Genomic DNA, 17,828 nt, shown 5'->3' with positions numbered 1-17,828 from the left:
CAGTGGTTTACAGAGGCAAAAGAAAAACGGGCATTCAACCCGTGTTAAATGCCCGTTTCTTTTCGCTGTTCAAGCAGGATAGATCCGATTTGATTATTAGTTCTTCAACGTTTCCAATAATCTATTTAGTTCGTTTAAAGTCATAGTGAAGCCTTCTTTGAAGCCCATTTCAATCATTTTTTCCAATCGTTCAAGCGACTCATTGTAAATGGTCATACTTACTTTGGTGATCCCGTTTTGTTCCGTAAAGTTCAAATCCCAATGAGAACCCGGCAAATGAGGATTTTCGTCCTTATCTGCAAAAACACTGAAATACTTGAAATTGGTTTTTGGACTGATGGATGTATAGTCCTGGATTTGCCAACTTTCATTTCCTTCAGGGCTGACCATCGCATAAAACCTTCTTCCTCCCTCCTTGAAGTCCATATGCTTTGTTTTGGACGTGAACGGTTTGGGTGCCCACCATTGGTCCAAAATTTCCTGTTTCGTAAATGCATCCCAAACCAGCGGAAGTGCCGCATCGAATTCTCTGATTACCAAAACCGAGTTGGTTGATTTGTCAACCGTAAAATCAAATTGTAACGTGTCCATACTCATTTTTTTTAATTATTGATCGTTATGTATTTCATTTCTTTGTTTGCCTTTTTTAATTACGCAACCAATTAGTTGCAAATATATATGCAATTATTTAGTTGCGCAAATTTTAAATCACTTTTCTGAATTTACTTATGGGAATAACCGAAAAGAATGGCAAAGGGATATGAATCCGGGAAGAGTTCCCGGAGAGAAATATACAAAAAGAGCCGATGTAAAACGCCAGCCCCCGTTACGATAGTACATTGCTGTGTTACTCTCTTCTGCAGAGACTGCATCGAAAAAATTAAATCACAAACCTGTCAAAGCTTTTCTTGACCCTGTTCAGAGAAATGTCTGACTTTTTGGATAAGACTTTGCCAGCACATAATAAGCAACTGGTGCGGAATAGCTTTCATCAGGTATGTAGCGCTTTCAAAACTTCATAAACAAGAAAAGCGGGCCATACCAAGGCTTTTAGAAAACCAAGCACCCCCATCCAAAATCCTGTTGCTATTGAGATGTAATAAACTGCTGCACCGATAAGTCCCAAGCCATAGACGGCACTATGAGGTGCATTTTGCTTAATTTTTTCTTTCATGATCTTAAACTTTTTGACAAGTTCACAAAAAAATAGTTTCCCCGATATGATACTCTTAATCTCAAAAGATGATTATTGTCATATCTGGATAACCGTCTGTTTGTATTTCTTACCGATATCCCAACTGTAGATGTCGGAATGCTCTGTCAGCTGAATTTCTTGAAACAAAAAAGTGAGCGGGGAAATATCTAAGTATTTGTGGGAGGATATGGAGAGTTTACTTCAAACTTTTTGACAGGCTGTCTCAAAAGGATGGTCCCACTGGAGATATTACTGGGTTCTTTGAGATATACTCCCGCACACGTTTAGATTTTGTCTGAAACTTTTACTCTTTTATAACTTTTAATAGGGATACTTTACCTCCATCAACTATTTCAATGAAATAAACTCCAACAGCGCCCTCCAAATTCAAATCTATCTGTTTCACTGATGAATACATTTTACGATACACTTCTTGCCCTAATACATTGCGAGCAGTTAGTGAAGCATTAGCAAACTCAATGTCAGAAACAATGGTCAGCATTCCACTCGTTGGGTTGGGGAATAAAATAATATTACTGGTAAACGTCTTTTCATCAATTCCTATTGTCGCAATATTCACACAAGCAGAAGTGTCAACACAACCATTTTCTGCTATTTCAACAGCATAACTTCCATTCATTGTTGGCGAGTAGTTCTGTCCTGTTGCTCCAGAAATGGGAGTATTTCCATTGTTACAATCCAACCACTGGTAGGAGGCCCCTGCTTGATCTGCCGTTAAAAGATTGGCTGCAACACTTACTGTATTTAGTGGGGATTCATTGATTGAAATGGTAAAGGAATTTTCATCTGAACAGGTTCCGTTTTCAGCATACACAAAAATTGTTTGCGAACCGGAAACCAAATCTCCTGCCAGGAGTGATGATCCGCCTCCATTACTTTCAGTAAAATAATTTCCAAAAGTAAGTGCTGGCAATTCGTAACTATCGCAAGCGGTTACATCACCTGGTGAATCTGCAGTAACAACCGAATCAATCGTGATCAAAAAAGAGTTTTCGTCTGAACACGTTCCATTTTCGGCGTAAACATACAGGGTTTGGGAACTCGATACCGAATCACCGGCATTCAATGGTGTTCCTCCGCCATTTGTAGCAGTAAAGTATGATCCGCTTGAAAGTACAGGCAGTTCAAAGTAAGCACACTCAATTATATTAGTTGGTGCATCTGCCATTACTGGTAAATCTACGGTTAAATCCAGAAGTATGGTACTGTCGCAACCATTGACACTGGTATAAGTATAAGTCGCTAAATTATTATCTGCAAAATAGGTATTTCCGTCAATCCACGTATAGCTTCCGCATGCTGTAACGATATCATTTGACAAGTAAGTTTCACTGTTGTTGTTGGTTTGGGTGATCCCTGCCTGGGATGTGACCCAATTGGAAGTGGTTCCACTCAATAGAAAGCCTGTTAATGTAGCATCGTAGGTAGTGGTTAGGTCATTCAAGGTGGTTACTCCTGTATTGGTGGCATTTGCTACACCTTCATTAAAGCTGTACGACGCTACTAAATTTGGCTGTGCTGTTGTAAATTCACTATTCATTGAGCCAAAGATTTCGCAAGGCGTCCGGATATCGTCCCATACTCTTAATTCATCGATGGAACCTTTATAAATTTGTTGTCCATCAGATCTGGCTCCGATTGTCATGACTCCGTCATTTCCAAAAGTAGAAGACCCTCCATTGATCCCATTAACCTGAATTCCGTTGATGTAAGATGTTATTGTATTTGTACTGGCATCCCAGGTAAATGCCAGATGTGTCCATTGCAAAGGTGAAAGTGTTACCTGCGTACTCACACTGTAGTATGTACCATTATCACAAAGAAAAAAATAGGCTACATTCACACCGTTTACCAGGATTGAACAAAAATTATTTACATCTTTTTGAGCAAAAAACACACGCTTGGAGGTGGTATTCGATTCTTGTTTAACCCAACACTCAATGGTAAAATCATTGGAAGGAATATTGTCAAACACAGTTGGTAAATTTGCCGTACAATATCCGTTTGAAGCGTCAAAACGCAGTGCATTTCCCGCAAGTTGCGAATATGAGCAAAATGACAAATGAATCGTAAGCAGAAGTAATAAAATTTTCATTCTTATGGTTTGTTTTTCAATGTGTTGTGTATATTCACAAAGACAAAACGCATTCGTGTACATCGTTGTTTAATCCTGCTAATTGGCTCAAAATTCCTGCTTGACTAAAAGTCATAAAACTGAGCGGAAGTGTTTGCAAAATAGTGTACTCTTTTTCATTCTGAATTTGTTAACACAAAACTACAATTGCTCCAGATGCGATACAATGCGGGGCAACACGTAAAATAGTACGTATCAGCACGTATCTATGAAGTTAGAAACACCATAAAACAGGAATTTTAATCAAAGAATCTTCTTTCCTCCGGACAAGAATAAAAACCAATCTATCCTCTTACCTTCTTCTGATTGCTTCTGATCGTGCGTTACGAATTTTCTCAAGAGCATCCATTCTGGCATTAGATATCTTTTCAATTACAAGCAGATTTTCTTCTTCCTGTATCTTTCGTTTTGCATCGTGTATTTCTAAGAATCGTTTTTGCTTTTTAGCATGCTGATTAATGGTAACATCATTCTTTCTGAATTTCTTCGCATCGTTTATACGTTTTTCATTCTCCTGATGCATCCAGGTAAGTTCCAGATAAGTTTGCATACGGGCAGCATGAATCAAATCATTTCCTGATTCCACTTCTCTTAGTTGTTGGGCTTTTGCATATTTCAGATACTGTAAATGTGTGAACCCCTGCCATTTTGAATTCAATATGACGGCGGTATCCGGAATTATTCCGATTGACTCCGGGGTCTCAACTCCAAGAGCAGATGCCCCATATATTTCGGAAGTTCTGAGAGTTTTATCTTCGCCCCAGAAAACCTGTTGAGATGTTTCACAGATACTTAAGCCGGAGCGTATTTTTACATTGTTTGGTTCTGCTATTTTAATGAGATCAGCATAAAAAGAAGGCGGTTCAACATCAGACCAATCGGCAGATTCCAAGCCTTCCACTTGTTCTAATTTCCGTACGAGTTCTGTTCCTAAATGATAGTCAAATTTTTCCTGCTTGAATTGAAAAGAAGCTGCTCGTGCCCTATCAAATCTATAATACCGGCTTAATCCTTTAGGGAATCCATCCTTACTGCTCACGAGCCAATTCGTAATTGCTTTTTTTCCTTCTGTTTTACTTAAAGCCATATTCCATACCCGAAGTTCTGCAATGCAAAAATCTGCTGATTGGATTTGACCTGTGTGATGAGGCAAATCCGGAATTGTGCCTACAAAAAGATCTGATGGTTTCATATTCCAACAAGTGGGATAAATATCCGTAAGCTGGTGCTCAAACGATTTCCCATTGCAATGAATGTTCAGTTTTTTGCTGTCCATGGAGACCGTTAAAGTGATCCATTTTCCAACACACCCTTCAAAAGCCTTCGGGAAAGCCAGATCAATCAAGGGTTCGGAATGCGTATTACCAGGGGCATACCACCTAAAAATTAGTGCGGAGTCTCTTGGTCGTATAAAAACAGTGGGCATTCCAACTCCGCCCAATAGGGAATATTCACTTAGATTTTCCAGTGCATTGATGTGTATCATGCATTGTAGCGAAAAGTCTCTATACGGGCGAATCGGTGCCGGCACTTTTATTACCGGTGTTTCTTTACCGATTCTAAGTGAGTAATTGGTATGGGGGTGAAAGGCATAGATGGCTTTTGCTGTTTCCGGAATCAAATAGATTATCCCTAATTTTTCTGAATATTGCGCATCTTTGAAGAACCTAACTTCCTTAAAAGTATGAATGTGCTCCGGCTCGGAAATTCTAACGGGCTCAAAGTGGCTGGTTAAAATAGCGGGATGAATCTTAAATTTCCACAATTTATTGTTGTCAACTACAAAAAGAATATTCCGAAGATGATCTGCTAGTAAAAACTGACTTCTGGTGGCTCCGGGGATCGGCATAGGGATAGGTAAAGAATGATTAAATTCCCTTCTGATTTGATTGTTTGCTGAAACATAGCACATTCTTGTGCTGTTGGTGACCCAAGTGCCTTCTGCATGGAAGTGTGCCGAAAACAATGGCCAAGTAATCGTTGTAACCTCGGTTTGATCGATCCGTGCATGAGCAACATTTCTGCTTGCAACAACCACTTGGTTGTCTAAAATCCGAACCGTATTTTCATCTACGATCTGCATATTCCGGATTTGTTCGAAACGGTCTTTTGATTCCCATTGATCCGCTGATCCCAATTCATAATTAAAGAGTGATCTGGTATTGGTATACATGAATAACCACGAAGCTCCACGGAACCCCTTACCGATAAGGGAATTCTCACTGCTGACTTTTTCTTCTAAGCTATTTTGTTTAATGAGGTCGTTTAGATCTTCTTCCAGAATTTTCTCAGCCTGTTCTACGATCTCAATACTACTTTTTTGGAGCGTGTCATGAACAATTTCCTGCACAGGCCCACCAACTTTCGTGAGTACTTCAACCATTGCGTTTTTCTGCTCTTCGGTATATCGTTTGTCTGGCATAAGGATTATTTTTTTTGATGTTTCTGTACTGCTTGTTGTGCACGATCTCTGATCCCCTGTATCCTGGTTTCCGCATCGGCATGGATTCTATTCCGAATATCTTCCGGATTGTGTAAGCTGATGATTGATTGCCAATGTGCGATATCAGCAATTCTCTGTTCCGCGTGCGGATCCTTAGCGATTGTTCGCATATCTGGTTTTAACGGTTTCTTTTTATCAATCCATTGGCTCAATATTCTTTGTGCTTCTTCCTGATGACTTTCCAGATACTGCGTGCCCAATGTGAGCATTTCACCGGCTGTTTTTATACTATCCGTTCGAATCCGTTCCCTCCGGATCGTAATTTCTGCATGATGCAGATTCCATTCTTGTAATCTTTCTGCTTGAATCCGGGCAGAATCTACTATTTCTTTGATGTAGGATTTACGTTTTTCATTTTGTCGGTCCAACCATTCTTTTCTGGAAATGGCATGATGCTCTCTCAGCCATTCATCCTGATCGAAAATAAACAGGATAATATCTTCCACGTTCTTCAGAATTGTACCTCCCAATCGATCTATCATAATCGGAGACAGTTCACTGATCTTATCAAATACGATGGGTTTTTCGTTACTTCCTGAATCCATTCTCCAGCCGAATAAATCGACATAAAAAGAGACATCAATCATTTTAGGTTGTTCATTACTCACATGTATTTCAAGCGAAGCACCAAAGATCAGATCGACACTAAAATCAAATTTCACTCCAAGAAATTCGCCTTTAATACGCTTAACTACCCCAACATAAAAGCCCCCGCTTGCATGGAATTCCCCATTCATGGTGAGTGAACTTGCCAGGGTAAATCCGATAATATCTCCGAATGAGTAATTAAAATCCAACTCAAAACCATCCTCTTTGAGTTCTATTGCACCACCGGTACTAACCAAATCGAATAATTGAACACTAAAATCCCCGTTTATATAGGGAGAAGTGGCAGTGCTCAGGTTAATAACGGGACCATTAGGCTTGACAACAACCCTACCTGGAACTATGGTCTCTCCGAGCTGTTGTACAGGCATAAAGTTTTGGACATCCTCCAAAACATGTGTTTCCGGGTTTCTACGTTGTTTGATAGTTAAGCCTGCACTATTTCCGGTTATTTGAAGAATATCTATAGATATGGGATTCATCATAAAATGACCCTGAACCCCGTCATGTTCATCCATTTCCAACATCCCAAAGAGTTTGAAGCCAAAAAGATTCAGTTCGGCTTTCACCCCGAAACCGGGTTGAATAATGGTGCTATCCGGCAAGGCCATTCGTACTTCCGACCAGTATAGTTCCAGGTGTTCGGCACCAAAGAACAAGGCTCTCTGTTGCTCATTTTTAAGTTTCAAACTTTCGAAAAGCAGACCTAACAATGGAACAAAACCAACGTGTGTCACATTCAATTGCAGATACCGCGGATTGGGAATGTCTCCTACCATTTCCAACATGAATCCGAATTCATTCCCTTTTCTGCTTCCAATGTCCATCGTTCCTTTCAATCCGAATTCTACTCCCGGAACAGCGAATACCTCTCCCAACATGAATTCAAGATCATGTATTACAAAATCCGGTAAATCTGGAAAACGAAGTCCGTCTTTGCCGCCTGTAATTGCAAAACCTCCCTCCAGTTGGTCCGGTGAGATATTAATAGCAGCTGCCCCCGAAATAACATGCCCGTTAAATGTCACGGTAGCTTTTGCTTCGAGTATAAACGAAATTACTGGCGCTGTAATGATCAGCGAAACACGCTCCAACAGTAAGCCTCCCTGGTCATTCCCGATACGTAAATTCGTTAAATCCGCTTCGATTATTCCGCTTTTCAAATCACTGTCGTATCCGATTCTAAGGATTAATTCCGGAGATTTCAGTGATTTTTTAAGTGCATCAATATGGAGGGCTTGATTTTCTTTAAAGGTAACGTCCAACAGGAGATACATGCCTTTATCTATCTTAAGCCCTTGGGTTGTAAAGTTAGGGAGGTCAGGTAAATCGAAACTTGAAAAATCCGTGGTTGCAACAATAAGTGCCGCCGCTTTCAAATTCATAAAATGAAGTGCATCACGCTCCGGTTTGAAAGGTACATTTTCTTTCTGTGGACTATTATATTGAATTCCAAATAAAAACTCCAAATTAGAAGAGCCTTTACTTCCAACCATTACCGCTTGTTCACCGCCAACGGTTTCAACAATTAAGCGAATAGTCTTAGAATTGTTCTGATAAGATAACGCGATCTTAGAAAGGGTAAGTGCATCAACGGTACTCTGCGGAATATCACTCAAGTCGATATCCGTAAATAAATGGGTTAATAATTCGGTTAAATGCAATCCTTTACCCTTTTCTGCCTCCCAATTGATTGAGAGCGACCAATCTTTATGACCTACATCGATATTGAATCCAAGATGGGATTGCTCAATAGTGATTTCTCCGGAGAGTATTAACTGAAAATCATGCTTGTTATTTTCATTTTTTGTGAAATGAATTTTCAATTCGATTTCTCCGCTATCCACAGGACCTAACTTTTCATTTAATTGAGCTCTTGCAGAAAGATTGAAATTCGTTGACTTGGTTTCAAAATCAATTCTTAGTTCGGATAAGGTTATATCCGGAATGGTTTCGGGAACTGTGAAATTAAACCACTCTGAAAGCTGAGCGAGCGCATCCTTTAAATGAATCGCATGTTCAACTGCTGCATCTGATTCAAAATACCAGCCAGCTTCTTTATTCATGCGATTCCTGCCGGAGGCATGTACATGTAAATCGGTTCCAAAAAGTGTAAAATTGGCATCAATGCTCCCAAGAACGGGGCTGTCTTTTGACTTCTCCACATGAATACGTACCCTGTCAAAAGTCAATTCAGAATCCCCAACCGTTACTTTCAGCACGTTAGAAATACCAATTGTACCATCAAAATGAAGTGGCTTCAGTCTAAAGTTGACATTTAATGTATCGATGTTTAAACCTTCCGGTAAGATGGATTCGTTCGGAACGAATGTGTGAATAAAAGTCCCGAGCGGTATTGTGCTTCCCGAAATAAGACTGAGACTGAGTGAATAATCCGGATATCGTAATGTATAAGCGACCTCTACCCCATCAATCGTTAATCGACCACGTAAGGTAGCAGTAACAATGGAGGTCTTTTTTAAATCCAAGGTCATTTGAAGAGCTGTCACTTCAAAGTTTTGCAGTATTTCATACTGTGTATAAACCTCGTCTAGCCGTTCCGACAACTCCGTTAATCCAAATGCTACCGCAATATCGTTGATTCCAGGAAACGATTTTTGATCAATCGGGGTAATTCTAACGGTACAGCGTAAATTCTCATCCGGCTCAATGAAGAAATCAAACCCGACATTGCGAGTTGCATCCAATAGCATGGAACCGGTAATTTGAATTTGTTGTAATGGAGCTGACGTGTTATCTGCACTATCAAGAATCCCGATAAATAGCTGAAGATTTCGGATAGGTGAATGAAAAGATCCGAAATCAAGGTCCGGAAGTGTAAATGACAGCCTATGCTGTACCCTTAAACGCTCAACATAATGGGGTAAAAGTTCGTACGTAAATACCTGATTTAAGTTAAAATGTGCTGCAATATTGTTTGCAATTGTTTTAAGCCGGTTCGTTACTAACTGACCGGTTATCACATCTGGAAGTTGGTTCGAATGGATTTCCAATAGAAATGCTCCACCGAATATGGATTCCGGCGATTTGGAAGTCCATTGAACAGCGTTTTCAAATAAAACGGTGGTGCCTTCTCCTTCAATATATGTATAAGAGACCCCGGTATCTGACTCCTGTAAAGTAAATTTTATGGAAGAAAAAGTGGCCGGACTGTTATTATTTGCAAGCGGAAGTGCCAAATCAGTGCTCATGGTAATCTGCACCTTGCTTTGATCGGGATTATTTTCCTCGATATGTGTGATCGTTCCACTCACATATTCAAATTGACATCTTTTTAAGAATGACCGGATGTTACGTGGACCAATTTGATCTACAGCAATACGAAGTTCATTGCCTGTCTTCAGATTATTAAGGTGTATCGTATGACTCATTGGTTCGTTGATCCTTTAAAAGAAAAAAAATTAGTCGATCCAGTATAGAAAAAGGACTGTTGATTGTCTGCTGTGCCGTCATCAGAATCAATAATAATGCGGTCATAACTCCAATGTGCATTATCAATCATAAATTCTCCTCTATGGTCAACAATCTCCATGGCATTTGAGGGTGCATGAGCCAATAAAATGGACGGAACTTCAGGTGACTCGGAGCGAAGAAGAAATTCTTGCAAGAAAATACATTGTTCAAAATACTGTAAATCCCAGTTGAGAACACCTCCATTGTATTTAGCGGTAACACTGATGTGTCCAAGGTAATCTACATTGTCAATATCTGTTCCTCCGGCTATTCCAAACTTAAAATCCGGGTTAAAAGGGCTGTTTCTAGCAGGAATATAATCAAGGTTTTGAACATCTATATTGTGACAGGAAGTCATCAATACTCTTTGAATGTAAGTCGCATGATACAATTTTTCAATCACTGAAAGGTGCGGATGGTTGAATGAATCGTGATGTCCACATGAAATGATGACCCCAGTTGGTTTTAAGGTATTCAAAAAATAGTCATCGCTGGAAGTACTGCTGCCATGGTGCCCGGCCTTCATGCAACTTAACTGACCGTTCGCGCGATGTTGTATGTACGATACACAGTTTCGTTCCTGCTCCTTTTCTAAATCACCTCCAAACCAATAGGTGAATTCTCCCATTATCAGTAATAATCCAATGGAAAATTTGTTGTCATCACCAACACCTTGGTATGCGATAGTTGAATTAATTTCGTCCGTATCGGAATCATAAGTGAGTGCATGTCCGTTCACAATAACACATTCCAGTCCAATACCATAAGGGTTATTTATCATTGGTCCAACCATCAAATCACGGCCAAGGAGATAGTCACACGGCTGAAATTCATGTTCATCATATATACCCCATTCGTCAGAATCCACATTTTGGTTTAAAACCCCTCTTTGAATAGAAATAGATCCTCCTATATTATTCGGAAGATGGTCATGGGTTTCAATACCTTTCTTATAGCGATGGGGATTTCCGCTAAAAACAAATTCGCAGGCACGCATTACATTGGTCACATTTTGTGGAATAATCCTACCGTTTCTATCGAATGCCGGAAGCAGGTTCCCATTGATATCATAAAGCGGTTGTTGATGAAGTAATTTTGCTATACCATAATAAAATTCAAGATTATTGATTCCTGTCATGCTGGTATTATCAATAATGGGGTGCTCTCCCCCATCATACCTCAAACCCAAAGAAAAACCCTGATCATATAGGATTGTTTCACGAAACAGGTTACGCAAATAAGGTGGCGTATCAGTTCCTGCCGCTATGTTCATCAGCTCGGTAATGCCCATGTAATGATCTTTATCATAATGGGACAGGATAATTACATTAATTTGTTCAACTCCATATTTTAGCAGACAGTCATAAAGAACCCGATGTGATTCAGTACTTTCCTCGTTACGATCCTCATACTGTCTCGCACCACCGCAGTCGATTACCACTGTATGAACAATTTTTCCATGATCATTTTGATCTCTCACGAAAAGTACCGAACAATCTCCCTGCCCTACATCTAAATGTATTATCTCTAAACTATATCTCATCAACCTGTATTCATTGCTAAACAGAGCTTCCGAATCGTGAACCCTTGGTTAAATTGATTCCTCCATTCGTTTATGAAAGAACAATTATCGAAACAAACTTACCGGATGAATAGGTGTAAATCAATACGTAGAGACACGTAATCCTATACGTAGTGATACGGAATTCGCGTCAATAACAGGGGCTGAACGGGAATAGTTGGCACCAAGGAATTAAAGCGCACTTTTATTTTCAATGGCCCATTCCAAAAGACCATTTGTTTTTCCTTTTAAGTCGAGCTTGATAATGATGTTGCTGCGGTGTTTTTCTACGGTGCGTTCTGATATAAACAATTGATCAGAAATATCTTTACTACTGTAACTCTGAGCAATTAATTTGAGGATTTTCAATTCGGATGGCGACAGGTTTTCAAGTAAACCAAGGGTAGAATTCACTTTTTTCAGATCCGCATGATCAAAAACAGTACTGTAATATTCCTTCCCGTTTAAAATCGTTTGAATGCAGTTTTCAATTTCAGACAAGGCGTCCTCTTTTAAGATGTATCCCGAAATATTCAATGCCTTTGCCTTCGCAATAAATTCAACTTCTTTGTGATAAGATAAGATGATGAATTTCGTTTCGGTGTTCACTTCTTTACAATGCTTGGTGATTGACAAACCATCCATGATGGGCATTTCAATGTCTAAGATTGCAATGTCAGGCTTTTCCTCAATGATTAATTTCAACGCTTCGCTTCCGTCAATTGCTTTGAATAATTCGGTATACCCCAAATTGGAAAGCTGATTATACAAGCCTTCCAGCAATAAGGGATGGTCGTCTGCAATAACTATTTTAGGCATCTTTAACGGGTATTTTTAAATGAATAGTCGTTCCTTTTCCTACTATTGATATAATGCTCAATTCAGCGTTCACTATTTTCGCTCTTTCCTGAAGTGTTTTCATCCCTAAGGAGTTTTTTATTTTTGATTTCTCACTCCAATCAAATCCTTTACCGTAATCTTTGATAGTCACAACAATGGCGTTTGTTTCTTTTGCTGCACCAATGAAGGCCGAAGGAGATTCGGAGTGTTTTAATATGTTATTGATCGATTCCTGAACAATTCTATAAACACCCAGTTCTTGTTGTTTGGTTAATAGATTGTCAATTTCAGCCACTTCTTCGGAAATAAAAATAGAACTGTTTGCATCTACTGATTCAATCAATTTTTTTAGGGCGGCAGTCAAGCCAAATTGTTCCAGGACAAAAGGATGTAAACCCTGAGTGATTCTTCGAACACTATTTAAAGTTTCACTAATACTGGTTTCCAGTCCGTGATCTTTTAAAGACTGTGCTTTGTTTTTTAATAGAATTAAATCTTGTCCTACCGAGTCATGAAGCTCTCTGGAAATTCGTGTTTTTTCATCCTCTTGCGACTGCAACAATTGTTGGGAAAAGGCTCGTTGACTTCTTTCTTCTTGTTCAATCAGCTCTCGTTTTTTCCGGTTTTTATTCCCTCTCAATACCAAGAGAAAAATACCACTGATCAATACTGCCAATATACTCAGAAAGGTAATTGATAGTTTCCTTGTTTTTAAAAGCTGATCTTTTTCTAAATTGATTTTTTCCTGTTTGGCAACAAACACTTGTTTTTCTAATTCCGCATTGAATTTTGCCAAGGCTTTGGTTTCTTCGGTATTCAATGTGCTATCCCGGTATAGATGATAGAGCTTGTAATAAAAGAGCGAAGAATCGTATTGATGCAAGGCTTCATACGCCTTTGACAAACAAGACACACATGAATAGCGGAAGTTATTACTGCTATACTCCCAAATTAAATCCTTTGCTTCCCGGCACATCTTCAAGGCTTTCTGAGGTTGTTTTAATTGATTATACACTATTCCTAATTCTTTTGCACAAATAGACTGATCATAAATCGACCCCGTTTTGATTGATTCATCATAGGATTTTTGAAGGTAATAAAGCGCAGAATCCAGCATTTTCATGCGTGAATAAGTTACACCGATATCTGCCTGACTTCCTAAAGCATAATGGTCATAACCAGCCTTTTCAAAAGCGTTCATTGAAATACGAAAGTGTGTTATTGCTTTTTCGGGTTGATGGAAATTGGTAGAATAAATATTTCCTAAAGAAGAATGAATCGTTCCTAATCCAAAATAATCGTTGTTTTTTCTGGCAATGGATATTGCTTCGTCTAATTTGTTTATTGCTTGAATCGTGTCGTCCATTTTGGCATAAATAAGAGCGCACACCCCTAAAACTTCTACCTTCTTCTCCGCATTTTGTATGCTTGCGATGTTCACTTGATTCAGGGCTTTGGTAGCATTCAAAAAATTAGATTGCGACAAATAGGTTTTTGCAATTTCAATTTCATAAATGGGTTGCAACTCATGCAGAGTTCCTTCTTGATTGATAATCTTTATGGCAGACTTAAAGGCTTGTCTTTTCTTGGTAAAATCTATCTGACCGAATAGAATAGCTTTATTTTTATAGGCTAGAATTTTTAAGGTGTCGGATAATTTGTTATCTGTAATGATTTGATTTAAAATCTCGTGTCCCTGAACTAATTGATTGTTTTTAATTTTATCTTTCACAAAATCAGAGAAAATAACCTCTAATGAATCAAGATTGTGATAGCGCAGGGTTTGATTTAATTTTCTAAAAAATCCGGAATTCGACTGTTGAGTGACTGTTTGTGGATTCTGAAACAAAAGATTCGTGCCTTTTACTTCCAGGTTTGTGAAAAAAAGTACAAAAAAGAAGTATATCCATTTCATAAGGACGATTTCCAGAGTTCGGCGTGAAGATACAATCTTAGGTTCAGTTTTAAAAGGGTATTTCTATGCAGTGAATCTCACGGTTTTTCGAATTCTACTATTAACTGGCGAAATAGAGGGTCACTCTAACGGGAATACGTCAAACTTTTTGTGGCGGATATGGAAAACTTACATGAGATCTAATCACTCTCAGTTCTCACACTCACACTAAAGAAAAAGCCCTGAAAAACAGAGCGAGTTTGAGTGTGAGTATTGAGGGCAAAAAAGAACGGGGAAGGCTACAATCGCACTTTGCTAAGCGGTTATATTAGATACTTCAGTCTGCGCACAACTTTAATATCTAATGGTTATTTACCAAGTCTACTTCCTTCGCCGGTAGAATTGGTAGAATGCTGATTGATCTTAATATTATTATTTCCAAGCTTGAATGTAATTGATAGATAAATGGCTTGAGTGTCAAAATAATTATTGTCTCTTATCGTCGTTGAATTACTTTTTGTTGTTGATTTTAACTTCATCAATCTGAAAGGATCATTAAATGAAAAAAGGATATTCATTTGGTTATGCAATAAAATTTTCCGTAATGTCATTCTAGTATATGGAGCCTCAACCTGATAGGTAATTTGTTGGAAAAAAGGTGACCTATACGATCCATTCAGACTAAGAAAAAAGGTTTCCTTCTTATCAAGAATGTACTTCATGCCTACATCAATTGACCCTGTAAGCACGTTTAAATTTTGGGGTGTAATAACTTGTTTTACAACAGTGTTAGAAAAAGATAATAGAAAGTTAATATCGAATGATAATCGCTTCTTGAATGTCTTGTAATAATTTATATAAGTGAATATCCCTTTCGAAGAAAATAAATTCGCAATGGTAGTTTGTTGTAACTGAGTTGCATCGTCATAAATTGTTACTGTGGACATATCTTTTGTAGAATAAAAGCTGTATAGACTAACATCAAAACTTTTAACAGTTGTGCTTATTCCAATGGAATGATAAACAGAGGGTTTTAAATATGGATTTCCTGTTCTATATTGATAGTTTGACGTATAATATTTAAACGGGTTTAGCTCATTATAGCTTGGTCGATTAAATTCTTTTGAATAATTAATATTCCAAAATTTTCCTCCCTTAGTCTCATACATAGCAAAAATCTTGGGCACGAGCTGAAAATAGTTATTTGTTATTTCTAACCCCGTAGTCGGAGAATTGCCGAAATAAATCGTATTCTCTCCTCTAACTCCAACTTGGAAAGTCCATCGTTTAATTTTCCAGTCAACACTTGTATATATAGCTTGAATGTGTTCGTCATAATTGAATGAATTACTCTTTAATGTATCTTCCTGTTCTTGATTTAAGAGATTATTGAAAACTGAAAGGTGATATTTATTAGAAGTAAAAGAGTATCTGCCTCCGAAATTAATCCTTACCGACTTAATTGGCTGAACATAATCTACACCGGCCGAAAATAAATTTGCAGAACGTACTAATCTATTAGTTTGACTATAATTAGAATCTTTAATTGGCGTAATTGTATTGGTGAAATATTCAGCTTTTCCATTAGTTACAAAATTTGTGTAGTCAAAGTTTATATCAATCTTTTTCCCAGTTGAATCCAATTTACTTGTGAGATTCATGTTTACCGATTGTTTTTTATTATTAGACTTATCTAGTGAATAATTAGAAATAGAAGCTATCAGGCTACTGTTATTTCTGTTGTCAATTTGACTATTATTTCTTAATCCAGATTCATAGAAGTCGGCAACATATAGAACGCCTATTTCTGTTTTTCGATTGAATTCATAATTTAAGCCAAGTCCAGCAGCTAATCCATTATAACGGCTAATTGTTGTATATTCTTCATTCCAATGAGCCGTAGTGTCAAAATCAATTGTTTTTATTCCTACATAACGACTTTTGCTAATCATGACAGATAAATTTGAATATAGACTGAATTTATTTTTTCTATATGCATAATTCGCTTGATAACTCTGTTGTGTATAAAACTTTTGTCCAATATCTGCAGTTATACTACCTCTACTTAATTTTCTCGTTACACCAACAACAAGTCTAATATTTATCAATCCACCTGAAGAAATCGCATACTTTACAGGTGGAACAGGAATAATTTCGACATATTGTATATCTTCAGTAGGTATTGATTTTATAAAAGAAATAAGTTCTGCGCCAGTTAGAGGAATTAGTTTGTCATTCAGCATGACTTTTGCCGACGAACCATTGGATAAGTGTATTTCATCCCCACTTATATAAACTCCAGGGGCAAAATCTATCACATCATTTGCATTTCCGCCAACAAGACCAGGTATGTTTGCCGGATTGAAAATGGTACGATCAACTTTACGAATTACAGTTGGTTTCTTACCAATTATTTCAACATCATCTAAGTATTTTCCGCCATCAACTTTAAGATCGAATTTTGTTTGTCCTTCAATAGTGACTAGAGTGTCTATTGATTTAAAAGGAACTTTAATTGTTAACTTATACTCACCCGGGGACGGAACTTCAAAAAGATAATTACCGGTTGAATCAGTCGCCACCGTTTGAAGAACCACTGAATCCTTAATCAGCAACAATTTGCAATAAAACTCTGGTTCTTCGGAAGTATTTGAAATTTTTCCTGAAAGGCTGTTTTGTGCCACTAAAGTGAACGGGAGTAATATCAGTGCTAGGGTCAGTATCTTCATAAATAGTGCTAAGCTCTCCACTCTTTGCCACCGTGGAGGTTGATGCTGTTAATCAGACGTTATAATCTGCTAACGCTAAAAATGTTACAAAATTATCTGTTTCTCAAAATGTTTTTATTGTTTGATTTTGAATTTTTGTTTCAACTCTTCATTAGGACAATGTCCCAATAAAAGTGCTATTTGGTCCTTATTATCTTTCCAATATTTTTTTGGACAAGCTTCACCATATCTTTTTAAATAATATAGTGCCTTTTCGCAATCTCCAAGAACCCGATAGAAAAATCCTGCATTCCATAACATTTCGATGTTTCTAGGACTGTGATATAACGCTTTTTCAGCGCTAATTAAAGAAAGCCTTAACATTGCTGTATCAGAGTGATTACGTAGGCACAACTCATACTGAATATTTGACAAATCAATGTAATAATCTGCTAATCCTTCAGAGATTTGATTTGTGTCAAGGTTTAATAATTTTGGATAGATTTCACTTAATGTTATACTGTCTCGAATACCACATACAGAAGGACAAATGGTGTCTTTCATGGCTTTATAGTCCAATTGTGCTATCGAAAGTTTAGATAGGCTGATGAATAATATAACAACTATTTTCTTCATGAGATTTCCGAATCGTGGGGTATAAAACAATGTTAGCAATTTTCAATAAAAATTCTATGCCTGGCAATATTTAGTTTCAATATTAGATTGGCATTCTTTTTTATGAGACAATTTGAATAGAAATCGAAATTAAATAATTTGGAGAGTTTTATCATTATTGTATCAACCCCTTTCTTCGAACAAAATAGCTGCTTAGTTTTAGTTGATTCCCATTTTTGGCCAGGAACCCTTATCGGAGAGTTCTAACCAAATTCAA

General features: G+C 37.8%; 10 protein-coding genes. All 10 read right to left on the bottom strand.

Features of this window, described 5'->3' with window-relative positions; all coding sequences use genetic code 11:
* Positions 1-96: 96 nt before the first annotated feature.
* Positions 97-591 carry an SRPBCC family protein gene (locus FO442_RS15470; RefSeq protein ID WP_222102005.1) on the bottom strand — a complete coding sequence of 165 codons (495 nt, stop codon included), beginning with the start codon at positions 589-591 and terminating at the stop codon, positions 97-99.
* Between the two features lie 400 nt (positions 592-991).
* Positions 992-1,174: a hypothetical protein gene (locus FO442_RS15465; RefSeq protein WP_144334118.1), complete on the bottom strand. Its 183-nt coding sequence runs from the start codon at positions 1,172-1,174 to the stop codon at positions 992-994.
* A 325-nt stretch (positions 1,175-1,499) separates the two neighbouring features.
* Positions 1,500-3,311, bottom strand: coding sequence for a LamG-like jellyroll fold domain-containing protein (locus FO442_RS15460; RefSeq protein WP_186280177.1), 1,812 nt, complete (start codon positions 3,309-3,311; stop codon positions 1,500-1,502).
* A 331-nt stretch (positions 3,312-3,642) separates the two neighbouring features.
* Entirely contained in the window at positions 3,643-5,772 is a 2,130-nt protein-coding gene (locus tag FO442_RS15455; RefSeq protein WP_144334116.1) for a hypothetical protein, read from the bottom strand.
* Positions 5,773-5,777: 5 nt separating this feature from the next.
* Positions 5,778-9,734, bottom strand: coding sequence for a hypothetical protein (locus tag FO442_RS15450; RefSeq protein ID WP_144334115.1), 3,957 nt, complete (start codon positions 9,732-9,734; stop codon positions 5,778-5,780).
* Between the two features lie 113 nt (positions 9,735-9,847).
* Positions 9,848-11,476, bottom strand: coding sequence for a ComEC/Rec2 family competence protein (locus FO442_RS15445; RefSeq protein ID WP_144334114.1), 1,629 nt, complete (start codon positions 11,474-11,476; stop codon positions 9,848-9,850).
* A 210-nt stretch (positions 11,477-11,686) separates the two neighbouring features.
* Positions 11,687-12,313: a response regulator transcription factor gene (locus FO442_RS15440; protein ID WP_144334113.1), complete on the bottom strand. Its 627-nt coding sequence runs from the start codon at positions 12,311-12,313 to the stop codon at positions 11,687-11,689.
* Positions 12,306-14,249: a tetratricopeptide repeat-containing sensor histidine kinase gene (locus tag FO442_RS15435; protein ID WP_144334112.1), complete on the bottom strand. Its 1,944-nt coding sequence runs from the start codon at positions 14,247-14,249 to the stop codon at positions 12,306-12,308. The genes FO442_RS15440 and FO442_RS15435 overlap by 8 nt, the downstream gene beginning before the upstream one ends.
* Positions 14,250-14,596: 347 nt before the next feature.
* Positions 14,597-16,957: an outer membrane beta-barrel family protein gene (locus tag FO442_RS15430; protein WP_144334111.1), complete on the bottom strand. Its 2,361-nt coding sequence runs from the start codon at positions 16,955-16,957 to the stop codon at positions 14,597-14,599.
* A gap of 114 nt (positions 16,958-17,071) precedes the next feature.
* On the bottom strand, positions 17,072-17,572 hold the full coding sequence (locus tag FO442_RS15425; RefSeq protein ID WP_144334110.1) for a hypothetical protein: 501 nt from the start codon (positions 17,570-17,572) through the stop codon (positions 17,072-17,074).
* Positions 17,573-17,828 lie beyond the last annotated feature (256 nt).

It is taken from the genome of Fluviicola chungangensis (genome assembly GCF_007558725.1).
GTDB classification, from domain to species: domain Bacteria; phylum Bacteroidota; class Bacteroidia; order Flavobacteriales_D; family Crocinitomicaceae; genus Fluviicola; species Fluviicola chungangensis.
This window is presented reverse-complemented; position numbering and strand designations above follow the sequence as displayed.